This window comes from Micromonospora sp. DT201, assembly GCF_049841575.1.
Lineage (GTDB): Bacteria > Actinomycetota > Actinomycetes > Mycobacteriales > Micromonosporaceae > Micromonospora.
Window position 1 is genome coordinate 616808 of the sequence record NZ_JBNCKP010000001.1, and the last position, 22085, is coordinate 638892.

A 22085-nucleotide genomic window follows, 5' to 3' on the forward strand; every position below is an offset into this window, starting at 1 on the left:
GCCAACATCCCTGATGTTGCGTGGATCTTGGCCCCCCTCGGGCTCGGATTAGACGGAGCGCAGCCAGACGGTCACGTCGGTCGGGACCGCGCCGTCGTCGTCCAGGGGTGCGCTGGTGGCGAGCACCTCGGCACCGGCCGGCACCGGCACCGGGGCGTCCCCGAAGTTGGTCAGCACGGTCAGCTCCGCGTTGCGGAAGGTCAGCACCTCATCGTTGGAGGGCACCCACTCCAGGGTGCCACGACCCAGCCCGTGGGCGCGGCGCAGCCGCAGCGCAGTGCGGTACAGCTCGTACGTCGAGCCGGGCACGTCGCGCTGGCGGTCCAGCGCGTACTCCGCCCAGAGCGACGGCTGCGGCAGCCAGCTCGCGTCGGTCGGCCCGAAGCCGTAGGACGGGGCGTCGGCCTCCCACGGGATCGGCACCCGGCAGCCGTCCCGGCCGCGCTGGGTGTGCCCGCTGCGCGCCCAGGTCGGGTCCTGCCGGGCCTCGTCGGGCAGTGTGGTGTGTTCGGGTAGCCCCAGCTCCTCGCCCTGGTAGAGGTACGCCGAGCCGGGCAGGGCGAGCATCAGCAGGGTGGCCGCCCGGGCCCGGCGCAGGCCGAGAGCGGCGTCCGGCTGCGGGTCACCGATGCCGATGCCGTTGGGTCGTACGGTGCCGATCGGCAGGCCGAGCCGGGAGGCGTGCCGCACCACGTCGTGGTTGGACAGCACCCAGGTGGTCGGCGCGCCGACCGAGTCGGTCGCTTCCAGTGAACGGGTGATCACCGCGTACTGGGCCGGTGCGGTCCACGAGGCCAACAGGTACTCGAAGTTGAAGGCCTGGTGCATCTCGTCCGGGCGGACGTAGCGGGCCAGCCGCTCGGCCGGCTCCACCCATGCCTCGGCGACCAGCACCCGCTCGCCGGGGTAGCTGTCCAGAACCTGCCGCCACTGTCGGTAGATCTCGTGCACGCCGTCCTGGTCCCACATCGGCGGGCGCGGCTTGTCGACCTCGTTGCCGGAGAGGATTTCCTGTGGCTCCTGCCAGTCGGCCAGGTCGGCCTGCTTGATCAGGCCGTGCGCCACGTCGACCCGGAAGCCGTCCACCCCGCGGTCCAGCCAGAACCGCAGCACGTCCAGGAACTCGGCGTGCACCTCAGGGTTGTCCCAGTTGAGGTCCGGCTGCGCCGTGTCGAACAGGTGCAGGTACCACTGGCCGGGTTGCCCGTCCGGGTCCACCGTCCGGGTCCAGGCGGGGCCGCCGAAGACGCTCTGCCAGTCGTTCGGCGGCTGGTCGCCGGCCGGGCCGAGGCCGTCGCGGAAGATGTACCGCGACCGTTCCGGGCTGCCCGGTGCGGCCGAAAGGGCCGCCTGGAACCAGCGGTGCGCCGAGGAGGTGTGGTTCGGAACCAGGTCGACGATCACCCGCAGGTTGCGGGAGTGCGCGTCGGCGATCAGCTTGTCCGCGTCGGCGAGGGTGCCGAACAGCGGCTCGATGTCGCGGTAGTCGGCCACGTCGTAGCCGGCGTCGGCCTGCGGTGACGGGTAGAACGGCGACAGCCACACCGCGTCCACGCCCAACTCGACCAGGTGGTCGAGGCGGGCGGTGATGCCGGGCAGGTCACCGATCCCGTCGCCGTCCGAGTCGGCGAACGAGCGGGGGTAGATCTGGTAGATGGTCGCTTCGGTCCACCAGCCGGTGACCGGGTGACCGGCGGGGGTCTGCTGCGTCGGATCGGTGTTCAGGGTCGTCTCCCGTGTCGAGCTGTGGGTGGTGGAGTTCAGTGTGCCCGGGGTGGTGCGGTCGAGTCCCGAACCACCAGCCGAGTGGGCAGTATCACCGGCGTGTCGCAGCCGGCTCTCCGCTGCCGCACGGTGGCTCCCAGTGGGCGGCCTCCGAGCGGATCGAGCAGCATCCGGGCGGCCATCCGGCCCTGCTCGGCGGCGGGCTGGGCGATGGTGCTGAGCCCGAGCACACTGGCCAGGTCATGGTCGTCGATGCCGATCACGCTGACGTCCTGCGGCACCCGCAGCCCGGCGTCGCGCACCGCGGTCATCGCACCCATCGCCATCTCGTCACAGGCAGCGACGATCGCGGTTGGCGGCTCTTCGCGGGTCAGCAACTCCGCAGCGGCCCGGTTGCCGCCGTCGATCGTGAACGTGGACTCGACATCCAGGCTCGGGTCGGGCCGCAGGCCGGCAGAGCGCAACTCCGCCTGGTAGCCGCTGCGTCGGTCGAGGTGGGTGGTGAAGGCCAACTCGTCGTCCCCGTCGCCGGAGATGTGCGCGATCCGGTGATGGCCGAGGTCGAGCAGGTGCCGGGTGGCGGCCCGGGCGGCCGCCACGTCGTCGATCCGTACGCACGGCCAGTTGGGCACCCTGCTCCCCGAGCTGATGGTCACTCCGGGCAGTTCCAGAGTGGCCAGCGCGGTCAGGTCGGCTGGCCGCAGGGGTGTGGCGACGAGCATGATGGCGTCCACCCGCTTGTGCAGGTTGGCCGTACGCAGAACCCGCTGGCGGACCTGCTCCCGGCCGCCCAGGTTGTAGAGCAGCAGGTCGTAGCCGGACTGGTGGAGATATTCCTCGACCGCCTCGACGACGGTGCTGAAGAACCAACGAGTGATCCGGGGGACCACCACCGCGACCGTGCCGGTCCGGCCACCGGCGAGCCGGGACGCGCTCGGTGAGACCTCGTAGTCGAGTTGCTCGGCGGCGGCGAGCACCCGGCGCCGGGTGGCGGCCGAGACCGTCGGCAGCCCTCGCAGGGCCCGCGAGACGGTGGCCGTGGACACCCCGGCCAACCGGGCCACATCATCGATCCTCGTCACGGTTCCCCCGCTCGGTGCCCGGCACGTCCACCGCCGCCCGAGGGGACGGGCGACGATGGACGAGCGGGTCAGCCCTTGACGCTGCCGGCGAGCAGACCTCGCACGAAGAAGCGCTGCAGGGACAGGAAGACAATGAGCGGTACGACGATGGAGACGAACGCGCCAGCGGTGAGCCGCTGCCACTCGTTGCCCCGGGTGCCGGCCATCTCGGCGAGCCGGACGGTGAGCGGGGCGGTCTCGTTGCCGCCGCCGGCGAAGATCAGTGCGACCAGCAGGTCGTTCCAGACCCACAGGAACTGGAAGATGCCGAAGGCGGCCAGGGCCGGGGCGATCAGCGGCAGCACGATGGTGCGGAAGATCTTCGGGTGGGTGGCCCCGTCGACCCGGGCCGCCTCCATCAGGTCCCCGGGCAGCTGCGAGATGAAGTTGTGCAGCAGGAAGACGGCGAACGGGAGTGCGAAACAGGTGTGCGCGAACCACACCTGGGCGAACTTCTGCTCGTCGACCAGGTCCCAGGCCGGCATCAGGGTGACACCGCCGAGGGTGACGCCGGTGGAGAAGAACTTCAGCAGCGGCACCAGGGCCATCTGCAGCGGCACGATCTGCAACGCGAAGATCGCGATGTAGAGCCAGTCCCGGCCTCGGAAGTTGATCCACGCCAGCGCGTACGCGGCGAGGGCCGCGAAGGCGAGCGGGAAGAGCACCGACGGGAGGGTGATCGCCAGCGAGTTGATGAAGTAGCTGGCGAGTTGCCCGGAGGACGACGATCGTCCGAACAGGACCTGCTGGTAGTTCTCCAGCGTGAACTGCGGGTTGGTGAACGCCGTCCACCAGCCGGTCGTCTTGATCTCGTCCTCGGGGCGGAGAGACGAGATGAGCAGGCCGAAGGTCGGGATGGTCCAGACCACCGCGATGACGATCGAGACGAGCGTCGCGGTACGGCTGTTCAACCGTCGGCGAACCCGCCCGGCGGTGGTCAACGGTGCGTCGGTCTTCTGGGTGCCGGCGGCGACGGTCGGCGTTGCGGTCGTCATCTCAGCCCTCCCGCTGCTGACGGAGGTTGCGGATCTGGTAGATCACGACCGGGATGACCAGGATGAAGAGGAAGACCGCGAGCGCGGAGCCCTGACCGTTCTGGCCGTACCGGAAGGCTTGGTTGTACATCTCGCTGGCGATCACGCTGGTGTCGTAGTTGCCGTTGGTCGCGGTCCGGACGATGTCGAAGACCTTGAGCGTGGCGATCGTGAGTGTCACCGCCACGACGATCAGCGCCGGCCGAATGCTCGGCATGGTGATCTGCCAGAACATCTGCCATGGGCTGACGCCGTCGAGCCGGGCGGCTTCGACGATGTCGCCGGGGATCGACTTGATCGCGGCGGAGAGCACCACCATGGCGAAACCGGCCTGGATCCAGACCATGATGACGATCAGCAGCAGCGTGTTCAGGGGTGATTCCAGCAGCCACTGCTTCGGCTCACCGCCCAGGCTGACGACGAACTGGTTGAGCAGGCCGATCTGGTCGCCATCACCGCGGTAGGCGTAGACGAACTTCCAGATGATGCTCGCGCCGACGAAGGAGATGGCCATCGGCAGGAAGATCAGTGACTTGGCCACCGCCTCGAACCGGGCCTTGTCCACGAGTACGGCGTAGATGAGGCCGAACCCGGTCGCCACCAGCGGGACCAGAACGACCCAGACCAGGGTGTTGATCAGGACTCGGACGATCGAGTCGTCGGAGAACATCCAGCCATAGTTTCGCAACCCCACCCAGTTGGTGCTGCCCGCGTCCATGAAGGACAGCAGCGTGGTGCGGATGGCCGGAACGACCAACCCGACCGTGAGCAGTAGCAGCGTCGGCAGCAGGAAGAAGAGCGCGAAGAGGCCCTCCCCCCGCTTGCGTCGGCGGGGGAGCGGGGCACCGCTGGCCGACGCGGCGACCAGTTGCGCCTCCCGCCGCCGAGCGAACCAGGCCGGCACCACGTCGAGCAGCAGGAGCAGACCGCCCACCACCGCGACGAAAGCGATCAGCCCGTACATCAGCATGAGGAACTTCGGCTGTTCCTCAGCGAAGTCGAACTCCATCGACCCTCCCAGGTCCAGATCAGCCGGTGGGCCGGCCCGCGGGTGCGGACCGGCCCACCGCTCAGATCACTTCCAGCTGCTCTCGATGCCCTGAAGCACCGACGCGGTGTCCTTGCCGTTGATCCACTCGACCATGCCCTTCCAGAACGTTCCCGCGCCGACGGCAGCCGGCATCAGGTCGGATCCGTCAAAGCGGAAGACGCCGCTCTTGTCCTGGAGGATCTGGACGGAGAGCTTGTCGATCGGGCTGGCGACGTTGGCGATGTCCAGCTTGTTGTTCGCCGTGACCCAGTTGCCGAGCTTCGCGCGGCTGTTGACGTACTCGCTGGAGGCGAGGTAGGTCTGCACCGCCTGCACCTCGGGGCGGTCGGCGTACCCGACGACGAACTCGCCCGCGCCGAGCACCGGCTTGCCCTTGGCCGTGTCGATGGCCGGGAAGTAGAACGCGAACGCGTCGCCGTCCTCGGACACCTTGGTGCCCTCGGGGAACTGGTTGGCGTAGAAGGACGCCTGCCGGTGCATGGCGCACTTGCCGGTGGTGACGGGCAGGCCGGCCTCACCGAAGGCGGTGGTGCCGATGCTCTTCACGCCGCCGAAGCCGCCGTTCATGTACTTCTCGTTCTTCAGGATCGTGCCGGCCCGGTTGACCGCGTCGACGATCCGCGGGTCGTTGAACGGGATGGCGTGGGTGGTCCACTGGTCGTAGACCTCGGGGCCCTGCGTACGCAGGATCACGTCCTCGATCCAGTCGGTGGCCGGCCAGCCGGTGGCGTCACCGGACTCGATGCCGGCGCACCACGGCTTGATGCCGCTCGCGGCGATGGTGTCGCTGAGCTTGATCATGTCGTCCCAGCTGGTCGGGACCGTCCAGCCCTTCTCCTTGAAGAGCTTCGGCGAGTACCAGACGAAGGACTTCACGTTGGCGCCGAGCGGCACACCGTAGAGGGTGCCGTTGACGGTGCCGTACTTCAGCCAGTCGGCCGGCAGGTTCTGCTCGGCCATCGTCTTGGTGTCGGCACCGAGGGACTTCAGCTTGCCGGCGTCGGCGAACCGCTTGACCAGACCCGGCTGGGGCACGAAGGCCAGGTCGGGCGCGTTGCCGCCGTCGACCCGGACCGGGAGCTGCGCCTCGAACTCGGCGTTGCCCTCGTAGTCGATCTCGATGCCAGTGCAGTCCTCGAACGTCTTCCACGAGCGCTCGAGCAGGTCGGCCTCGGCGTCGCGGATGGACGCGTAGATGGAGACCTTCTTGCCGTCGTGGCCCTCGTACTTGTCGTACGCGGCGCACTCGGCGGAACCCGCGTTGTTGCTCTTCTTGTCGTCGCCGGTACCGCAAGCGGTGGCGCTGAGCGCCAGCCCGAGTACACCGGCGATCACGAAGGCCTGGCGTGGTCTGGCAAAGACCGCCATGCGGTCCTCCTTCCTAGCCGGCGCGGTCGTGCTGGTGACCCGTCGCCGGTCCGATTGGGCGTGCACACATGTAAGCGCTTGCATCCGATCCGGTCCAGCCCCTGTCAGACACGAGCGAGTAACAATCCAGAAACCTTCGGGTCGCCTCGTGGGCGCGCTCCCGGGCCGAATCTTCGGCCCTTTCGAAGATTGACGATATCTGTCAGGCTCGGGGCAACCCATCGAAGGTTTTCGACATGGGGGAGTTGCATGCGTAAGCGGTGAATGAGCCTGCTGGTGACGGGTCTAGGAGTTGAGCCGCCAGATCGACAGGTTCAGCGCGGCGGCGAAGGTGACCCAGGCCCAGTAGGGCAGCAACAGCGTGGCCGCGACTCGGGACACCCGGGCGAAGAGCGCCACGGTGAGCCCGATCGCCAGCCACATCAGCACGATCTCGGCGAACGCCAGGCCGTACTGCCCCGCGCCGAAGAACAGCGGGGTCCAGATCGCGTTGAGCACCAGCTGGGCGGTCCACGCCCAGAGGGCTGAAGAGAAGCCGACCCGGCGCCACGCCAGCCAGCCGGCCACCGCGATCAGCGCGTAGAGCAGCGTCCAGGCCGGGCCGAAGAGCCACGAGGGCGGTGCCCAATCGGGCTGCCGCAGGCTCGCGTACTCGTCGGTGGTGCCCTGAACCCCCAGCCCGCCGATCGCCGCCGCGACGAAGACGAACGCGGCAAAGCCCGCGAGGGCCCACCACCGCCGTCGGCCGGAGGTCTTGGGCGCCCCCTGAGCTCTCTCCATGGTCGAGATAATTTCCACCCGGCGTCGGCTCAAACCGTCGACGGCGGGGTGTCGGGCACCCGTACCGGCCCCACCGCCACCAGCGTGGTCCTGTAGAGCTGCCCCATCAACGGACCGCGCCAGGCGCGGCCGTCGCGCCCGTCGAGGTCGTGCCCCTGGCCCGCCGCCCCAGATCTGGGGCAGCTCTACAGGGGCTCAACGGGGCATCTGCGGTCGGACCGAGGTCGGGGTCAGGGGGCGGGAGCGCCCGCGAAAAAGCGCCGGGGCCGCTGCGACCGGTGCTTCTGTCGGGAGGACGAAGCTCCGGTCGCGGCGACCCCGGCGGGTCCCGGTGTTAAAGGTGCGAACGCTAATTGAAGATGCTGACACCACCCGGGCCGACCAACAGCCCGACGACGATGAGGACGATGCCCCACAGGATCTGCCGGCGGAACAGCGCGAGGATGCCGGCGACCACGAGTACGACTGCGAGAATCCAAAGAATCAGCTCCATGACCTTTGAATACCCGACTGGCCGATCGGGGAAACCTGGTCGGTATCAAGTTGATCGCCAACGTGGAAGACGCTGTACGCCTGCTTGATCACCGGGTGCGCGACGTTGCGTACGCGTACCCCACCGGGGGTCGTGCCGCGCTCGGTGCCGGCATGCGCGTGCCCGTGCAGGGCCAGCGCCGTGGGTGCGGAGTCGATCGCCTGCCCCAACTGGTACGACCCGAGGAACGGGTAGATCTCCAACGGTTCGCCGGCCAGCGTGTCCGGCACCGGTGCGTAGTGGGTGAGCGCGACCAGCATGTCGCAGTCCAGTGAGCGCAGCGCCGCACCGAGGCGGTCCGCGCTGTCGGTGGTGGTCCGCACGAACGCCTTCATCTCCGGCTCGCCGAAGTCGCTCGCGCACCGCCCGGCGAATCCACCGCCGAAGCCCTTGACGCCGGCGATGCCGAGCCGGCCGCCCGCGCAGTCCAACACCACGCCATTACCCTCCAGCACGGTGATGCCCGCGTCCTCAAGCACCTTGACCACCTGCGGCACCTGGTCGCACTGGTGATCGTGGTTGCCCAGCACGGTCACGACCGGCACGGCCAACCCACCGAACTCTTCTGCCACACAGCGCGCCTCAGCCTCGGTGCCGTGCCGGGTCAGGTCTCCGGCCAGCAGTAGCACGTCGGCGCACTCCGGCAACTCCTCCAACGCCGGTCGGAAACGGCCGACCACGTCCTCGTCCAGATGCACGTCGCCCACGGCGGCGATCCGGATCACCATGGAACCTCCCTCAGGGCAGTTGCTCGATCTCCGTGGGCGCCTGTGCGCGGATCACCCCGATGTCGCTGGCGATCGGCACGTCAGGAAAACGCTCGGACACCCGGCGCAGGATTTCCGCACGCCGGTGCGGGCTCTCCACCTCGCCGTAGAGCACGAGGGCGCGTTCCCGTCGGACCACGGTGATCCCCTGTTCGGCGACGGCGGGATCCTCGGCGAGCAGCCTCTGGATCTCCGCTTCGACGTACTCGTCCGGTGGCCCGGCGCCGATGTCGCGATCGTGGGTCACGATGTCCCCTCTCCTGGCTGGGTGCCGGCGGCAGGCACCACCTCCAGCCGGTCCAGCAGCACCAGGAACGCCTCCGCGTACGGCGAGTGCTGCGTCTCCTTGCGTACCCTTTCCCAGTCGATCTGCTCCCGCAGCGACCGGGCCAGTGGCAGGCCACGGGCGAAGTCGCAGTAGTGCTGGGAAAAGCTGAGCAGTTTGTGCACCATCAGCTGGGTGGCGGACAGGACCGGCATGTGGATCGCGTCGACCGGTCGGATGACCGTGTCGGCGAACGTCTCCTCGGTCACCGGCGTCTCGATCGGCCGATGGATGAGGTCCACCATCCGGCCGTCGTCGAAGACCTTCACCAGCCAGTCCTCCGGTGGACGCTCGGCGACGAAGCCGGCGGCCACCAGGGCCTCGAGCGACTGTTCCACGTCGGCCTCACGGATCAGGAAGTCGACGTCGTGCTCGCTGGAGTGGCCGCCGTGGGCGTACACGGCGAAGCTGCCGCCCAGGGCGAACGGGATCTCGGACTGCTTGAGCACGGCGGCGACCTTCTTGAGGGTGTGCACCAGACTCTCGTCCCCGCGCTCAACCATCTGGTTCTCCCGTCGTCATGTTGGTGGACCGGCGGTTGGATTTCAGACTCCGGTACCCGGCATTCCGGTCGGCCACACCTGCCCGCGTCGCGCTTGGGTTTCAACAGGGATGAAACAGCACAAACCTCGCGGAGTAGGTGCATGGGTCGGATAACCTGTGGAGGGTGGCCAGATCATCGGGGATGCGACGCGGCAGGGCCCGGTTACGCACCGTCGCCCTGATCGGCATCGACGGTTCGGGCAAGACCACTCAGGCACACCGGCTGGCCGACGCGCTGACGGCCGCCGGCCGCCCCGCGAAATACCGCCGCAACGCCAGCGGGCGTCGTTGGCTCGGTCGCCTCGCCCAGCGGCTCGGGCGTCCGGACGCGCAACGGCTCGTCGGGCGCGACGGCGTGCTGGCGGTGGAGTCCGTGCTGCGGTGGCTCGCCATCGCCGTAGCCCTGCTCAGCTGCCTGCTCACCGGCCGGACGGCGGTGATGGACCGCTACTCGGCCTGCCAGTACGCGAGCATCCGGGCCAACGGCGGGCAGCGCTGGGAGCGGCTCGCACGGGCCGGCTACCGGCTGTTCCCGACACCGGAGGTGACCTTCCTGCTCGCCGTCGACCCGGCGGAGGCGTACCGGCGCATCGAGGAGCGCGGCACCGACCACGAGACGATGGGTTGGCTGACCGCGGCGGACACCGCCTACCGGGCCCTGCCCGAATACCCGAGCTTCGTGCTGGTGGACGCGGACCGCCCGGCCCAGGAGGTGACCGAGCAGATCCAGGCGCACCTGGAGACCTGGCTGCCCCCGTCCCCGGGGGAGCCAAAGGGTGATGGTGGCCCGTTGGCGGCTCAGGCCCGCCCGTAGACCGGGACGGTGGCGCCGCTGGTCGGCGCCGACTCGGCCGATGCGAGGAATCGGATCACCGGCGCGATCTCGTCTGGGGCCACCCAGCGGGAGTGGTCGGCGTCCGGTTGGGCGGCCCGGTTCGCCGGGGTGTCGATGACGCTGGGCAGCACGGTGTTGCAGCGCACGCTGCGGGACCGGTACTCCACCGCCACCGCGTTGGCGAAGGCCAGCACCGCAGCCTTGGCCGTCACATAGCCGGCTGCGCCGGGGAACGGGGCGAGGGCCGCGCGGGCCGAGACGCAGACCACCGCGCCGCCGCCGGCCGCCACCAGGTGCGGCAACGCGGCCTGGGTGACCAGATAGGTCGGCCGTAGGTTGACGGTGAGCATCCGCTCGAAGTCCTCGACCGGAGTCTCGTGCACCAGACCGCCGCTGGCATACCCGCCGACCATGTTGACCACCGCCCGCAGCGGCGCCGCCGGTTCCCCGGCTGCGGCCTCGACCGCACGAGCAGCGCCCGCCGGATCGCTCAGGTCCGCGACAAGCCGGACCAGCCCGTCCGCCGCCGCCGGGTCCGAGTCGGGCCGGGCCTGCCGCTCCGGTACGACCACCCGCCAGCCCGCCTCGGCGAACGCGGCGACGACCGCCCCGCCGAGCCCGCCGGCACCTCCGGTCACCAACACGCTGCGCTCCGCCATGCGCATCACGCTAGTGCCTCCTGCGTCCGACGCCTCTCGGCGGCCTGCTGCCGGCGCTCTGCCGAGAGCAGATCGGCTGGCTGAAACACCCGTCGGCAACGCAGGATCACTGGATGCGAATCCTCATTCTCGGTGGCACCCGGTTCCTCGGCCGGGCGGTGGCCCAACTCGCCGTCGACCAGGGTCACGACGTGACCTGCGCGGCCCGAGGAGTGTCCGGAGTCGTGCCGGCCGGAGTCCGGTTCGTGCCGGTCGACCGCGACGATCCCGAGGCGTTGGTGCGGCTCGCCGGGGAGAGCTTCGACGCCGTGATCGATGTGACCCGCCAGATCAGTCACGCCAGGCACGCGCTCGCCGCGCTTGCCGACCACGTCGGACACTGGTGCTTCGTGTCGACGATCTCGGTGTACGCCGACAACACCACCCCGGGCCAGACCGCAGCGGACGCACCGGTGCTGCCGGCCGCCCCGGCGGACGTGGACGGTCCGGTCGGCCCGGACCACCGCTGGTACGGCGAGTGCAAGGTGAGCATCGAGCGGCTGGTCCGGGAGCGGATGGGCGTGGATCGTTCGTTCATCTGCCGGGCGGGGCTGATCGTCGGCGCCGAGGACCCGAGCGACCGCTTCCCGTACTGGGTGCGTCGGCTGTCGGCCGGTGGGGAGGTGCTCGCACCCGGCAGGCCGAGCGACCGGGTGCAGTTCGTGGACGTGGCCGATCTGGCCGGCTGGTTGCTGCACGCCGCCGACACCCGCCTCGGCGGCACGTACGACGGTGTCGGGCCGGCGATGTCCCGGGCCGATCTGCTGAACGGGGTCGCCGCCGGGCTGGGTGTCGCCGATCCGGTCGTCACCTGGGTCGACCAGGAGTTCCTGCTGGCCCACGACGTACGCGAGTGGTCGGGGGAGCGGGCGCTGCCGCTCTGGGTGCGGCTGCCGGAGTCCGCCGGCCTGCTGGACCGGGACGCCGGGCCGGCGCGGGACGCCGGGTTGGCGGTCCGTCCGCTCCCCGACACCGTTCGGGCGACGGCGTCCTGGATGGGAGCACACCCGGCCGACGTGCGGCAGGGTGGACTCGACCCGGCGGATGAGGCGGCGGTACTGCGGGAGTGGCAGGCTGTGCGGGACCGGTGATTCCGGCCGGCGACTGCGTTCCTACCCGGCCTGTCATAGTTGACGCTCACGCTTGGTGAAAGTAAGTTTCACCCGTGGCGAAGAGTCCGAAGATTTCTGCGAGTCAGGAGCCCGGTGGGCTGATCGTCCACATCAGCGGGCTGTTGCCGTCGCTGTCGCCCGCCGAGCAGCGGGTTGCCCGGTTGGTCGTGTCCGACCCGGCAGCCGCCGCCCGGCGGACCATCACCGACCTCGCGACCGCCGCGGAGACGTCCGAGGCGACAGTCATCCGGTTCTGCCGTTCGGTGGGCATGGATGGTTATCCCCAACTGCGCATCCGGCTCGCCGCCGAGGCCGCGCGCCGGATCGAGCCGCCGGACGCCCGGGTGGTCGGCGGAGACATCCCGCCCGGTGCCGACCTCGCCCAGATCATCGCCACCATCGCGTTCAACGACGCCCGCGCGGTCGAGGAGACTGCCGAACAGCTCGACCCCGCCGCCTGTGAGCAGGTGGTCGAGGCGATCAGCGGCGCCGGTCGGATCGACATCTACGGCGCCGGTGCCAGTGGCTTCGTCGCGTCCGACTTCCAGCAGAAGCTGCACCGCATCGGCCGGATCGCCTTCTACTTCCCGGACGTGCACACCGCGCTGACCTCGGCCGCGCTCCTCGGCCGGGGAGACGTGGCGTTCGGCATCTCGCACACCGGCACAACCTCCGACGTGATCGAGGTGCTTGAGCAGGCCCGCACACGCGGTGCCGTCACCGTGGCGCTGACAAACTTCCCGCGCTCGCCGATCACCGAGGTTGCGGACTTCGTGTTGACCACGGCGGCCCGGGAGACCACCTACCGCTCCGGCGCGACGGCCAGTCGGCTGGCCCAGCTCACCGTGGTCGACTGCCTCTTCGTCGGGGTGGCCGCGCGCAACCGGGCCCGGGCCCGCAAGGCCCTTGAGGCGACAGCCGAGGCGGTCCAGTCGCACCGGGTGGGTGCCAACCGGAGGCGGGCATGACGGCCGGCGCGGTGGAGCCGGACGAGGACCTGCCAGCACCGCCCGCCCGCCCGACGGTCCGGGTGGGCGCACCCACCGAACGCCGCAACCCGCTCAGCGTCGACCTCGACCTGATGTCGACCCGGGACGTGCTCACCGTGATCAACGAGGCTGACCGGCGGGTGCCGGCGGCGGTCGCCGCAGTGCTCGACGAGATCGCCACCACCGTCGACCTGGCGGTCGCGGCACTGCGCGGCGGTCACCGGGTGCACTACTTCGGGGCTGGCACCTCCGGCCGGCTGGGTGTGCTCGACGCGGCCGAACTCGCCCCCACCTTCAACTCGCCCCGGCACTGGTTCTGCGCTCACCTCGCCGGCGGCCCGGACGCCATGTGGCGGGCCGTGGAGGATGCCGAGGACGACGACCGGGGCGGCGCGGTCGAGGCGGCCAGTTGTGTGCGCGCCGGTGACCTGGTGGTCGGTCTGGCGGCCAGCGGACGCACCCCGTACGTCCTCGGGGCGCTCGCCGCGGCCCGTGCCAAGGGCGCTTCGACGGTGCTGCTCTGCGCTAATCCGGAGGCTGAGGCCGCCCGGTCGGTGGACGTGTTCATCGGGGTGGACACCGGACCCGAGGTGGTCACCGGGTCGACCCGGATGAAGGCGGGCACGGCGCAGAAGTTGGTGCTCAACACGTTCTCGACCGCCGTCATGGTGCGCCTGGGGCGGGTCTACTCGAACCTCATGATCGATATGGTGGCCACCAACGCGAAGCTCCGTGGACGAATGATCTCGATTCTGGTCGAGGCCACCGGCTGCTCGGAGGAGGTTTGCCGGCGAGCCCTCACCGAGGCTGACGGTGACCTGAAGACGGCGCTCGTCTCCCTGGTCTCCGGTGCCGAGGTCGACGCCGCCCGGGCTGCGCTGGCACGCTCCGCCGACCAGGTACGCGGGGCCCTCGCCCTGCTCGCCAGCTAGCTTCACGCGCTCCGGGAAGCGACTGGGGCGTCGGATTGTTCATCTGGCCGGGGGGTAATCACACCCCCGTGGATGAACCAACCGGTCCACCGGTGCGTATCTGGCAGTGACCAGGATCGCAGCGTGGTGGTGACCCGGGTCGCTGTGCCCCCGCGGCGGGCGGTGTTGCCATGGTGCGGTAACCCGTACGCGGTGCCCAGCGGCGAGCCACCCGACGGGGTGCTGACAGCAAACATGGACCGTGCTCTCAGCTACTACTCAGGCATTCGTGACACTTTCGACTCACGACATGGAATCCCCGGCACGTCTCATCTGTTGTGTAGGTGTCAGCACCGGTGGGCACAGCAGAAGTTACCAGGGGTTGACGGACGTGGGGAATGGCAAGGAACCGGGCAACCGGCGCGAGCGAGGGGACCGTGGGCAACGTGGACAAGAACATCGGCATGCGCACCGATCAGGTGGCCGAGGAGCGCGACCTGGTCGGCGTCTACCTGCACGAGATCTCCCGGACGCCACTGCTGGACGCCGCCCGGGAGGTCGAACTCTCCAAGGCTATCGAGGCCGGCCTCTACGCCGAGCACCTGCTCGGTGAGGAGGCTGTCGCCGGCGGTGTCGACCGGGACCGGGCTGATCTGGAGTGGCTGGTCGTCGAGGGGGATCGCGCGAAGGACCTCTTCATCCGCGCCAACCTCCGACTGGTCGTGTCGATCGCCCGCCGCTACGTGCGGTCGGGCATGCCCATGCTGGATCTGATCCAGGAGGGCAACACCGGCCTGGTCCGGGCGGTTGAGAAATTCGACTATGAGCGCGGTTACAAGTTCTCCACCTACGCCACCTGGTGGATCCGCCAGGCGATCAGCCGGGCGATCGCCCAGCAGGAGCGCACCGTCCGTCTTCCGGTGCACCTGGTGGAGGACGTCAACCGGATGCGCAACGTGGCCCGGCAGTTGACTCGTGAGCTGGGCGCCGACCCGGAGCCGGAGCAGATCGCGGCATCCCTCGGCGTCACCGTCGAGCGCGTCAACGAGCTGCGCCGCTGGTCGCAGGACACCGTGTCGCTGGACACGCCGGTCGGCGACGACGGCGACACCAGCCTCGGCGACCTGGTCGCCGACAGTGACGCGCCGTCGCCGGAGGACATCGTCCTCAGCGGCCTGGAGCGGCAGCGCATCGAAGGGCTGCTCAACCACCTCGACGACCGGTCCGCCGGCATCATGCGGGCCCGGTACGGGCTGGAGGACGGTCGGGAGCACTCGCTCACCGAGGTCGCATCGCGGTTCTCGCTGTCCCGCGAGCGGATCCGGCAGTTGGAGATCCAGGCCCTCGGCCGGCTGCGTGAGCTGGCCCGGGCCGAGGGGCTGCAGGCAGCCTGACCTGGTAGTAATGACGGCGAACGGCCGGCGTCCGATAGGGGGACGCCGGCCGTTCGCCGTTGTCGGTCGTAGCTAGCGAACCCGACCGTAACCCTGGATGGGCATCATGTTCATGCCCCGCTTGAGCACATTGCGGCCGGCGCTCGGCGCGTCGATCACCTGGCCGCCGCCCACGTAGAGGGCGACGTGCCCCAGCCCGCTGTAGAAGACCAGGTCACCCGGGCTCAGATCGTCCCGGCCGATGTGGGTCACCGCACTCCACTGCATCCGGGTGTTGTGCGGCAGGGACTTCCCGGCCGCCCGCCAGGCCGCCGAGGTCAGCCCGGAACAGTCGTAGCCGTTCGGCCCGTCGGCTGCCCAGACGTACGGCTTGCCCACGGCGCCGAACGCGTAGCGCACGGCGGTGCCGGCAGCACCGGCCACGGCGGGCACGTTCTTGGCCTCGGCCGCTGCGGCCTTCGGCTCGGGTCGCTCGGTGGCCGCCCCGTACGCCTGCTGGCGTAGCTCGTACAGCGTGGCCAGGTCCTGTTCGATCTGCTTCTTGCCTGCCGCGAGCTGACGGGCCTGCGCGGCCTGCCGGGTCAGTGTGGCGTCCAGGCCGGCCTTCTCGTCGAGGAGCCGTCGCTGGTCGGCCGTGAAGCCGGAGATGCGCTCCTGCCGTTGGCGGGTCAGCTGGTCGAGCGTGCCGAGTCGGTCCAGTAGTGCGGCACCGCCGCCGGAATGCAGCAGGGCGTCCGCGGTCCGCAGAGCGCCGCTCTTGTACGCGGTGGTGGCCAACTCGGCCACATCGGCCCGGCTCTGCTCGGCCTGCTGTTCCAGTGGGCCGATGCGCGCCTGTAGTCGGGCCACCGCGGCCTCGTTGGTCTTGATCTCCTCACGCAGCTTGTTGTACGACTCGACGACCCGTTCCAACTCGGTGGAGGACGTCTCGATCCGGCGGGTCAGGTCGGCCGGCGACGGCTCGGCCCGGGCCACCGCCGTCGGGGCGATCAGCGCGGCCGACATGCTGGCCAGCGCCACGGTGCGCAGCAGGTTTCTCAGGGATGACAAGAGCGGAAGGCCCCTCTCCCACGGCCGCCGGGGCTGCTGACGCCCTCGGCGACACCGGCCGGGGTCATCCGGGCGGACGGCACTGGGCCGGACCGGCTCGCCCAACCTAACCCGGGACGGATGTCGCTCGCAGTTGAAGCAGGGGTGAAAGTTGGGGGTGTGGCGGGTCGTGCCCCTGCGTTGGGTGGCGCTGATGACACCTGCTGCGGCTGACGCAGGCACCGTTTCATGAGCGAATGATGGATATGTGGCTTTCGTCGTTCCGGACGCATGCCGCCGGTTTCCTGCACTCCATAACCGATAAAAGCCGAAATGGATGCTGTTTCTCGGCGATGTCCACGGTTGGGGGAGCTGCCGAGAGTTCGTAAAGCCCAGGCCGGCTGGCGGTGCCGCAACACAATGAAGGCCGGAGCCGGGAATCCCGTCGGCAGATAGCGACATCTGTCACAGCGGGTCAACCCGGTCAACCGTCCCCCGCGGGAGGAACCGTGAATCGTGAAGGCGCAAGTGTGCGACCGCCGCGAACGGTGCCGGGCGCCCGGTCGACCCTGCTGTACGCACGGCCCGGCATCATCGTGACCGTCGACCGGTTCACCGTCGGCCGAACCAGTTACCGGATCGCCGACCTGACCCATCTGCGTACCACCCGAGGCCCGCACGACCGGATCGCCGTCCGGGCCGTCGTCATCACCGCCAGCATGCTCGGCGGCGTCGGGCTGTTACTCGGCTTCACCGGCGGGTTGCAGCACCTGACCGCCGGGGCGTACCTCATCCTCGGCGCGGTGTTGCTGCTCCCTGCCGTGCTGGCCCTGGTCGGCGATCGCTGGCGCCCACCGCCGCACGAGTTGTGGGGGTGGCACCGGGGAGCGGAGGTGCTGTTGTTCAGTTCCGACGACGAGCGGCAGTTCGGCCAGGTCACCCGGGCGCTGCTACGGGCCCGGGAAGTCAACCGGTACGGAGGCTGGGTCGACCCGCTCGCGTCGGCCGACCCCTGGCGGCCCAGCCGCTGACCTCGACGAGGCGGGCCGGCACCGAGTTGGCGTCGGCCCACCTGCCGCTCAGCGGGCGACCGGCTCCGGAGCCCTTTCCTCCTGCGGCGCGGCCAGCCAGCGGCTGACCCGGCGCTCGGCGAAGAACGAGACGAACGGCACGGTGCCAGCCAACATCACCAGCAGCATCCGCTTCAGCGGCCAGTCGACTCGGCGGCTCAGGTCGAATGCGGCCACCAGGTAGATCATGTAGAGGAAGCCGTGCGCCGGCCCCACCGTCTCCACCACGACCGCGTTGTCGAACACGTACTTCAACGGCATGCCGATCACGACCAGCAGGATCAGCACCACGCCCACGATCCAGGCGATCACGCGGTACCGGGTAAGGGCAGCGCCCACCTTCGTCCGTCCTTCCGAGCCCGGCTCAGCCGGGATAGTCACCGGGCCGGGCGCCCGGATTGGCGCTCAACCATGACAGGTAGTGGTTGTAGGCGGCCAGGTCCGTGTCCTCGACGGCGTCGCCGTCGACCGGCACCCGGGACACCCGCACCGGTCGGCGTACCGCCGGTCGGGACCCTGCGGTGACCGCCGGCGCCGGCGCGTCGGCCGGATCCGCCGGCGGCGCGTCGGCCTCGTCCGCGCCGCGGCGGGCCAGCTTCACCTCGCGCCACCAGACGTAGACCACGAAGCCGGCGAAGATCGGCCACTCGACCGCGTACCCCCAGCTCAGGCTGTTGCCCGCGGCGGCCCGGCTGACCTGCCACCAACCCAGCCCGAGGAAGCCCACGGCCAACACGACCATGGCCACGTGACGTGCGATCCACGTCGGGGTCCAGAGCCGCCTCATGGCATCGAGGGTACCGGGGGCGGTGCCGGTCTCCGACACCGTGTCGTAGCTGTCGCACGGCCGGGATGGTTTGGCGTCACCGCGCCTGGGCAATCGTCTAGACGCCAGCCCAAACGAGATCAAGGGGGGCGATGATGACCGGATCGGTACGCGAGGACGGCTTTGCGTCCAGCGGGAGCACGGATATGAGCCCGGAGCAGCGGGTGCCGGAGTGGGGCGGCGATCCCCTCGCCGACCCGGCGGGCGCTACGGATCTCGACGGCGACGTGCTCGGCATCGACCCGACGGAGTTGACCGACGAGGATCTGATCCGCGAGATGCACAGCCTGCACCGCACCCGCCTGGACACCCTGCGGCACGCGGCGGACTCCGCGCTCGCCAACCACCTGCGGCGCACCGCGGAGCTGGAGACCGAGTACCTGGCTCGCCACCCGGGCCGGGAGGTCGACCCCAGCCGCCTGCGGGACTCCTGATGCCGGCGCGCGCCGTGCGCGGCATGTCCGCGCCACCCGAGGTCGTCTTCAACACGGCCACCGACCCCGACCGAGCCTCGGCCTGGCTGCCGGAGCCGCTGCGCGGCGACGGCAGCCCCGCCGCAGAGATCAGCGGCGAGGAGTTGCGTGCTCGATGGGGTGATGGCGGTGCCGATGACTGGTCCGCCGAGATCCGGGTCGAGCCAGCCGATTCCGGCGGCACCCGGATCCAGCTCGACCTGGCTGACGGATCGGGCGGGCCGGGCCCGGACCAGTTGGCCGACGAAGCGCTCACCAACCTGGCCCGCGAGGTCGCCGACAACCTCCAGGCCGGCTGAGTCGGCCGGCTGAGTCGGCCGCGCGGGACGCCGCTCCCGCCCCACCACAAGATGCGAGGAGACCGGGTGAGCGACACTGGCCTGCGACAGAAGGCGGCGCGGCTGCGTCGGGCGTACGCGCCGCACGAACACCGGCCGCTCGGCGGCTACCTGGTCGCCATGGGGGTCTATGCCGGGGTGACCGGGGCGCTCGCCGGTCTGGTCAGGGCGACCGGTCGGCCGGTGCCGGAGCGTCCCGCCCCGTCCGACGTGGTGCTGCTCTCCATCGCCACGCACAAGCTGAGCCGGCTGCTGTCCAAGGACGCGGTGACCAGCCCCCTGCGGGCGCCGTTCACCCGCTATGACCGTCCGATCGGCAGCGGTGAGGTGATGGAGCAGGTCCGTGACTCGGGCAGCCCCACCCGGCACGCCATCGGCGAGTTGCTGAGCTGCCCGTTCTGCCTGGCGGTCTGGGTGGCCACCGGGCTGACCGGTGGCCTGGTGCTCGCGCCCCGGCTGACCCGGCTGGTGGCCACCGCGCTGACGGCGGTCGCCGCGTCCGACTTCCTGCAGATGGCGTACGCGACGGCGCAGCAGGCCGCCGAGGGCGGGCACGACGACTGAGGAACGAGCGACAGCGGGGGTCGGCATCCGCCGGCCCCCGCTGCCACGTACGCATCAGCGCTGCATGCCGGACCAACCGTGCGGCGACTCCGGTTCCCGCTCGTCCTCGTCCGCCCCGGTGACGATGTCCCGATCCACGGCGGTCCGGTCGTGTTCGTTGGCGAAGTCCGGCTCGGGCGTGGTGTCCCTGCCCTTCGGCGGTTGACCCAGCGCGGGCACCTTCTCGTCGTGGTCCTCGTGGTTCGTCATGTCGGTGTCCCTTCAGCGGTCGCTCACGCGATGGAGCCGCCCAGCAGGTCACTTGCCTCGTCCACCGCGTACTCGCCCTCAGGCAGCGCGTCGATGCGGGCGAGCAGGTCCGGCGGCAGCTCGGCGGCCACCGCCTGGCGGTAGATCTCGGCCTGGGTGACCCGCTCCTGCGCCCGGTAGATGTCGTCGAGCAGGTCGTCGAGGGCCCGGGTGTCCGGCTCGCCGGCCCCGGATGCGTCGTCGGTCACGCCGATCAGCTACCCGGGCGAGAATCGGTCAAACGTCACGCGAGCGGTCCGCGCGCCTGCGCGCCTGCGGCTTCCGGGCCGGGTGACCCTGCTGCCTGCCTTTGCTCTGCTTCCACCGAGGCAACAGTTTTCGGCCGTTCCTGTTGCCTGGGTTGAAGCAGAGCAAAGGGGATCGCGACAGTGGCCGTGGCCGGCTGCCTCGGCGCGCCGACCGGGTCAGGCTGGGTTCGCGTCTGCGAACAAACAGCGCCGCCCCCGGCCTTGTGGGCCGGGGGCGGCGCTGGTGTCGGTGTGCAGGTCGCCTCTCGGCGAGTGGCACTACGCGGCTCCAGCCGAACGGTATTCCGCGAAGGCTATTTGGGTGAGGCCCGGGGACACTGGACACACCGACACCCGAGTCAACGGGTCGACCCACGTCCGTGTTCCGCACACTGCGGTGTCGGTCGTCACACCGTCGTTGGCAGGGTGGCCCGGCGGGCCTTCACTGCGGAGGCCAGGTGCTCGAGCACCTCGGCGGTGTCGTCCCAACCGAGGCAGGCGTCGGTGACCGACCGGCCGTACTCCAGCTTCCGGGTCGGGTCGAGCTCCTGCCGACCGGGCAGCAGGAACGACTCCAGCATCACGCCGGTGATCCCCCGCTGGCCGGCGGCCAGTTGGGCGGCCACGTCGGCGGCGACCAGCGGCTGGTTGCGGTGGTCCTTGCCGCTGTTGGCGTGGCTGGCGTCGATCACCAGCCGCTCCGGCAACCCGGCCGCACGGAGCAGGTCGAGCGCGCCGGCGACCGACTCGGCGTCGTAGTTGGGCCGACCGCCCCCGCCGCGCAGCACCAGGTGGCCGTCCGTGTTGCCCCGGGTGTGCATGATCGCCGGCGTGCCGGAGAAGTCGATGCCGGGGAAGACGTGCGGCACCCCTGCGGCGCGGATCGCGTCCACGGCGGTGCCGATGCTGCCGTCCGGGCGGTTCTTCATGCCGATCGGCATGGACAGGCCGGAGGCGAGCTGGCGGTGCACCTGGCTCTCCACGGTACGGGCACCGATCGCGCCCCAGGCCACCGTGTCCGCGATGTACTGCGGTGTGATCGGGTCGAGGAACTCACAACCCACCGGCAGGCCGACACGCAGCACGTCGATCAGCAGCGCCCGGGCCAGCCGCAGGCCGGTGTTGACGTCCCCGCTGCCATCCAGGCCCGGGTCGTTGATCAGACCCTTCCAGCCGACCGTGGAGCGTGGCTTCTCGAAGTAGACCCGCATGACGATCAGCAGGTCGTCGGACAACCGGTCCGCAGCGGAGCGCAGACGCTGGGCGTAGTCGAGTGCGGCGGCCGGATCATGGACCGAGCAGGGGCCGACCACCACCAGCAGGCGGTCGTCCTCGCGGTCCAGCACGCGACCCACCGCGCGGCGGCCGGTCAGCACGGCCGAGGCGAGCGGGGCGTCCAGGGGCAACTCGTGGTGCAGCAGGGCGGGCGTGGTCAGCGGCACGACACGGTCGATCCGCTGATCGCTGACCCGATCGGTCTCCGGGGTCGTCACGGTGGGCATCCTTCCGCCGATCGTGCCCGGGGCCGGTGCCCGGGACGAGCCGGCTGCTCGTACGCAAAAGGGCAGGAACGACAGCTCCTGCCCAGCCGGCTCGGTCCGTGGTGACGTCAGTTCATGGTGAAGTCACCGGCCTGCGAGCCGGCTGTCTAAACCATCGATAGGAACGCGTCACGGGACCAGCGTACCCGACCGGACGGGGTTGCCCGGCAGTCGTCCCAAGATGCGCACGACGACACCGCGTGCCGGAGGCGCGGTCGGGGTAACAGGGGTGCCATGACAGACGAGCAGAGCGATCAGCACCGGGTGGAGTCCCGCGCGCACCTCCTGCCCGAGGAGGCCGCGGTGGGCAGTGACGACCCGGAGGCGCAGGCGGAGGCCATTCTCACCGAGTCGGACATCCGCGAGGCGGACCAGAACGCGGCCCCGGACACGGTGCTGGAACGCCGTACCTCGGATCAGACCGTGGCAGCGGTGGAGCCGCCGGACTGACCGGTCACCCCGCGCGCCCGGCGGCATCGGGGCCCTGCGGGTCGGCTCGCCGACCGACCGCACGTCACCTTTC

At 70.2% G+C, this 22085-nt stretch carries 27 protein-coding genes; 10 read left to right on the forward strand and 17 right to left on the reverse strand.

Annotated features, from left to right (window positions below):
- Positions 1-48 precede the first annotated feature (48 nt).
- The 10 genes from ACLQ28_RS02955 to ACLQ28_RS03000 all read right to left on the reverse strand — a co-directional run bounded on the left by ACLQ28_RS02955 (position 49) and on the right by ACLQ28_RS03000 (position 9206).
- The gene (locus ACLQ28_RS02955; protein ID WP_425684770.1) at positions 49-1725 is read right to left on the reverse strand and encodes a glycoside hydrolase family 13 protein; all 1677 of its coding nucleotides are present in this window, start codon (positions 1723-1725) and stop codon (positions 49-51) included.
- 35 nt (positions 1726-1760) lie between these two features.
- Positions 1761-2807, reverse strand: coding sequence for a LacI family DNA-binding transcriptional regulator (locus ACLQ28_RS02960; protein ID WP_425684617.1), 1047 nt, complete (start codon positions 2805-2807; stop codon positions 1761-1763).
- Positions 2808-2875: 68 nt separating this feature from the next.
- Complete coding sequence (locus tag ACLQ28_RS02965; RefSeq protein ID WP_425684618.1) at positions 2876-3841, reverse strand: carbohydrate ABC transporter permease; 966 nt, start codon at positions 3839-3841, stop codon at positions 2876-2878.
- Position 3842: 1 nt separating this feature from the next.
- Positions 3843-4889: a carbohydrate ABC transporter permease gene (locus tag ACLQ28_RS02970; protein WP_425684619.1), complete on the reverse strand. Its 1047-nt coding sequence runs from the start codon at positions 4887-4889 to the stop codon at positions 3843-3845.
- Between the two features lie 66 nt (positions 4890-4955).
- Positions 4956-6299 carry an ABC transporter substrate-binding protein gene (locus tag ACLQ28_RS02975; RefSeq protein WP_425684620.1) on the reverse strand — a complete coding sequence of 448 codons (1344 nt, stop codon included), beginning with the start codon at positions 6297-6299 and terminating at the stop codon, positions 4956-4958.
- A gap of 285 nt (positions 6300-6584) precedes the next feature.
- Positions 6585-7079, reverse strand: coding sequence for a TspO/MBR family protein (locus tag ACLQ28_RS02980; RefSeq protein WP_425684621.1), 495 nt, complete (start codon positions 7077-7079; stop codon positions 6585-6587).
- Between the two features lie 349 nt (positions 7080-7428).
- On the reverse strand, positions 7429-7572 hold the full coding sequence (locus ACLQ28_RS02985) for a GPGG-motif small membrane protein (RefSeq protein ID WP_007464364.1): 144 nt from the start codon (positions 7570-7572) through the stop codon (positions 7429-7431).
- Positions 7563-8339 carry a metallophosphoesterase family protein gene (locus tag ACLQ28_RS02990; RefSeq protein WP_355028941.1) on the reverse strand — a complete coding sequence of 259 codons (777 nt, stop codon included), beginning with the start codon at positions 8337-8339 and terminating at the stop codon, positions 7563-7565. The genes ACLQ28_RS02985 and ACLQ28_RS02990 overlap by 10 nt, the downstream gene beginning before the upstream one ends.
- Positions 8340-8349: 10 nt before the next feature.
- Positions 8350-8625, reverse strand: coding sequence for a hypothetical protein (locus ACLQ28_RS02995; RefSeq protein WP_425684622.1), 276 nt, complete (start codon positions 8623-8625; stop codon positions 8350-8352).
- Positions 8622-9206, reverse strand: coding sequence for a nucleotidyltransferase (locus ACLQ28_RS03000; protein WP_425684623.1), 585 nt, complete (start codon positions 9204-9206; stop codon positions 8622-8624). Before ACLQ28_RS03000 ends, ACLQ28_RS02995 begins: the two co-directional genes overlap by 4 nt.
- Before the next feature lie 182 nt (positions 9207-9388).
- Here ACLQ28_RS03000 and ACLQ28_RS03005 point away from each other — a divergent pair, with 182 nt between their 5' ends.
- Complete coding sequence (locus ACLQ28_RS03005) at positions 9389-10060, forward strand: dTMP kinase (RefSeq protein WP_425684771.1); 672 nt, start codon at positions 9389-9391, stop codon at positions 10058-10060.
- On the opposite strand, the gene ACLQ28_RS03010 is transcribed toward ACLQ28_RS03005, so the two are convergent.
- The gene (locus ACLQ28_RS03010; RefSeq protein WP_425684624.1) at positions 10045-10740 is read right to left on the reverse strand and encodes an SDR family NAD(P)-dependent oxidoreductase; all 696 of its coding nucleotides are present in this window, start codon (positions 10738-10740) and stop codon (positions 10045-10047) included. The two genes, ACLQ28_RS03005 and ACLQ28_RS03010, sit on opposite strands and share 16 nt — an antisense overlap.
- 113 nt (positions 10741-10853) lie before the next feature.
- Between ACLQ28_RS03010 and ACLQ28_RS03015 the strand changes: the two genes are divergently transcribed.
- The 4 genes from ACLQ28_RS03015 to ACLQ28_RS03030 all read left to right on the forward strand — a co-directional run bounded on the left by ACLQ28_RS03015 (position 10854) and on the right by ACLQ28_RS03030 (position 15185).
- Positions 10854-11870: an NAD-dependent epimerase/dehydratase family protein gene (locus ACLQ28_RS03015; protein ID WP_425684625.1), complete on the forward strand. Its 1017-nt coding sequence runs from the start codon at positions 10854-10856 to the stop codon at positions 11868-11870.
- Between the two features lie 74 nt (positions 11871-11944).
- The gene (locus tag ACLQ28_RS03020) at positions 11945-12859 is read left to right on the forward strand and encodes a MurR/RpiR family transcriptional regulator (RefSeq protein ID WP_110561559.1); all 915 of its coding nucleotides are present in this window, start codon (positions 11945-11947) and stop codon (positions 12857-12859) included.
- On the forward strand, positions 12856-13812 hold the full coding sequence (gene murQ, locus ACLQ28_RS03025) for an N-acetylmuramic acid 6-phosphate etherase (protein WP_425684626.1): 957 nt from the start codon (positions 12856-12858) through the stop codon (positions 13810-13812). The genes ACLQ28_RS03020 and murQ overlap by 4 nt, the downstream gene beginning before the upstream one ends.
- Before the next feature lie 377 nt (positions 13813-14189).
- Positions 14190-15185 carry a sigma-70 family RNA polymerase sigma factor gene (locus ACLQ28_RS03030; protein WP_425684627.1) on the forward strand — a complete coding sequence of 332 codons (996 nt, stop codon included), beginning with the start codon at positions 14190-14192 and terminating at the stop codon, positions 15183-15185.
- Between the two features lie 72 nt (positions 15186-15257).
- On the opposite strand, the gene ACLQ28_RS03035 is transcribed toward ACLQ28_RS03030, so the two are convergent.
- Entirely contained in the window at positions 15258-16235 is a 978-nt protein-coding gene (locus ACLQ28_RS03035; RefSeq protein WP_425684628.1) for an NlpC/P60 family protein, read from the reverse strand.
- Between the two features lie 509 nt (positions 16236-16744).
- Here ACLQ28_RS03035 and ACLQ28_RS03040 point away from each other — a divergent pair.
- The gene (locus tag ACLQ28_RS03040) at positions 16745-17245 is read left to right on the forward strand and encodes a DUF6232 family protein (protein WP_425684629.1); all 501 of its coding nucleotides are present in this window, start codon (positions 16745-16747) and stop codon (positions 17243-17245) included.
- 48 nt (positions 17246-17293) lie between these two features.
- Here the strand turns inward: ACLQ28_RS03040 and ACLQ28_RS03045 are convergent, their stop codons facing one another.
- Together ACLQ28_RS03045 and ACLQ28_RS03050 are read right to left on the reverse strand one after the other, a co-directional pair.
- The gene (locus tag ACLQ28_RS03045; protein WP_425684630.1) at positions 17294-17623 is read right to left on the reverse strand and encodes a DUF3817 domain-containing protein; all 330 of its coding nucleotides are present in this window, start codon (positions 17621-17623) and stop codon (positions 17294-17296) included.
- A gap of 25 nt (positions 17624-17648) precedes the next feature.
- Positions 17649-18071, reverse strand: coding sequence for a hypothetical protein (locus ACLQ28_RS03050; protein ID WP_425684631.1), 423 nt, complete (start codon positions 18069-18071; stop codon positions 17649-17651).
- Between the two features lie 131 nt (positions 18072-18202).
- Here ACLQ28_RS03050 and ACLQ28_RS03055 point away from each other — a divergent pair, with 131 nt between their 5' ends.
- From ACLQ28_RS03055 to ACLQ28_RS03065, 3 genes are all read left to right on the forward strand, one after another.
- The gene (locus tag ACLQ28_RS03055; RefSeq protein ID WP_425684632.1) at positions 18203-18544 is read left to right on the forward strand and encodes a DUF6158 family protein; all 342 of its coding nucleotides are present in this window, start codon (positions 18203-18205) and stop codon (positions 18542-18544) included.
- Positions 18544-18882 carry an SRPBCC family protein gene (locus ACLQ28_RS03060; RefSeq protein ID WP_425684633.1) on the forward strand — a complete coding sequence of 113 codons (339 nt, stop codon included), beginning with the start codon at positions 18544-18546 and terminating at the stop codon, positions 18880-18882. Before ACLQ28_RS03055 ends, ACLQ28_RS03060 begins: the two co-directional genes overlap by 1 nt.
- A 66-nt stretch (positions 18883-18948) precedes the next feature.
- The gene (locus ACLQ28_RS03065) at positions 18949-19485 is read left to right on the forward strand and encodes a DUF1360 domain-containing protein (protein WP_425684634.1); all 537 of its coding nucleotides are present in this window, start codon (positions 18949-18951) and stop codon (positions 19483-19485) included.
- A 54-nt stretch (positions 19486-19539) separates the two neighbouring features.
- Here the strand turns inward: ACLQ28_RS03065 and ACLQ28_RS03070 are convergent, their stop codons facing one another.
- The 3 genes from ACLQ28_RS03070 to ACLQ28_RS03080 all read right to left on the reverse strand — a co-directional run bounded on the left by ACLQ28_RS03070 (position 19540) and on the right by ACLQ28_RS03080 (position 21523).
- The gene (locus ACLQ28_RS03070; protein ID WP_425684635.1) at positions 19540-19734 is read right to left on the reverse strand and encodes a hypothetical protein; all 195 of its coding nucleotides are present in this window, start codon (positions 19732-19734) and stop codon (positions 19540-19542) included.
- 23 nt (positions 19735-19757) lie between these two features.
- On the reverse strand, positions 19758-19982 hold the full coding sequence (locus tag ACLQ28_RS03075; RefSeq protein WP_425684636.1) for a hypothetical protein: 225 nt from the start codon (positions 19980-19982) through the stop codon (positions 19758-19760).
- A gap of 446 nt (positions 19983-20428) precedes the next feature.
- A complete protein-coding gene (locus tag ACLQ28_RS03080; protein WP_425684637.1) occupies positions 20429-21523 on the reverse strand; it encodes a 3-deoxy-7-phosphoheptulonate synthase in 1095 nt (364 codons plus the stop codon).
- A gap of 273 nt (positions 21524-21796) precedes the next feature.
- On the opposite strand from ACLQ28_RS03080, the gene ACLQ28_RS03085 reads away from it, so the two are divergent.
- On the forward strand, positions 21797-22012 hold the full coding sequence (locus tag ACLQ28_RS03085; RefSeq protein WP_425684638.1) for a hypothetical protein: 216 nt from the start codon (positions 21797-21799) through the stop codon (positions 22010-22012).
- Positions 22013-22085 lie beyond the last annotated feature (73 nt).

Excerpts from the sequence above, each read along its gene's own strand:
- ACLQ28_RS02965 (WP_425684618.1), bottom strand. The coding sequence starts at position 3,841 with ATGACGACCGCAACGCCGACCGTCGCCGCCGGCACCCAGAAGACCGAC.
- ACLQ28_RS02970 (WP_425684619.1), bottom strand. The coding sequence starts at position 4,889 with ATGGAGTTCGACTTCGCTGAGGAACAGCCGAAGTTCCTCATGCTGATG.
- ACLQ28_RS02975 (WP_425684620.1), bottom strand. The coding sequence starts at position 6,299 with ATGGCGGTCTTTGCCAGACCACGCCAGGCCTTCGTGATCGCCGGTGTA.
- ACLQ28_RS02980 (WP_425684621.1), bottom strand. The coding sequence starts at position 7,079 with ATGGAGAGAGCTCAGGGGGCGCCCAAGACCTCCGGCCGACGGCGGTGG.
- ACLQ28_RS02985 (WP_007464364.1), bottom strand. The coding sequence starts at position 7,572 with ATGGAGCTGATTCTTTGGATTCTCGCAGTCGTACTCGTGGTCGCCGGC.
- ACLQ28_RS02990 (WP_355028941.1), bottom strand. The coding sequence starts at position 8,339 with ATGGTGATCCGGATCGCCGCCGTGGGCGACGTGCATCTGGACGAGGAC.
- ACLQ28_RS03000 (WP_425684623.1), bottom strand. The coding sequence starts at position 9,206 with ATGGTTGAGCGCGGGGACGAGAGTCTGGTGCACACCCTCAAGAAGGTC.
- ACLQ28_RS03005 (WP_425684771.1), top strand. The coding sequence starts at position 9,389 with ATGCGACGCGGCAGGGCCCGGTTACGCACCGTCGCCCTGATCGGCATC.
- ACLQ28_RS03010 (WP_425684624.1), bottom strand. The coding sequence starts at position 10,740 with ATGGCGGAGCGCAGCGTGTTGGTGACCGGAGGTGCCGGCGGGCTCGGC.
- ACLQ28_RS03015 (WP_425684625.1), top strand. The coding sequence starts at position 10,854 with ATGCGAATCCTCATTCTCGGTGGCACCCGGTTCCTCGGCCGGGCGGTG.
- murQ (WP_425684626.1), top strand. The coding sequence starts at position 12,856 with ATGACGGCCGGCGCGGTGGAGCCGGACGAGGACCTGCCAGCACCGCCC.
- ACLQ28_RS03030 (WP_425684627.1), top strand. The coding sequence starts at position 14,190 with ATGGCAAGGAACCGGGCAACCGGCGCGAGCGAGGGGACCGTGGGCAAC.
- ACLQ28_RS03050 (WP_425684631.1), bottom strand. The coding sequence starts at position 18,071 with ATGAGGCGGCTCTGGACCCCGACGTGGATCGCACGTCACGTGGCCATG.
- ACLQ28_RS03055 (WP_425684632.1), top strand. The coding sequence starts at position 18,203 with ATGATGACCGGATCGGTACGCGAGGACGGCTTTGCGTCCAGCGGGAGC.
- ACLQ28_RS03060 (WP_425684633.1), top strand. The coding sequence starts at position 18,544 with ATGCCGGCGCGCGCCGTGCGCGGCATGTCCGCGCCACCCGAGGTCGTC.
- ACLQ28_RS03070 (WP_425684635.1), bottom strand. The coding sequence starts at position 19,734 with ATGACGAACCACGAGGACCACGACGAGAAGGTGCCCGCGCTGGGTCAA.
- ACLQ28_RS03080 (WP_425684637.1), bottom strand. The coding sequence starts at position 21,523 with ATGCCCACCGTGACGACCCCGGAGACCGATCGGGTCAGCGATCAGCGG.
- ACLQ28_RS03085 (WP_425684638.1), top strand. The coding sequence starts at position 21,797 with ATGACAGACGAGCAGAGCGATCAGCACCGGGTGGAGTCCCGCGCGCAC.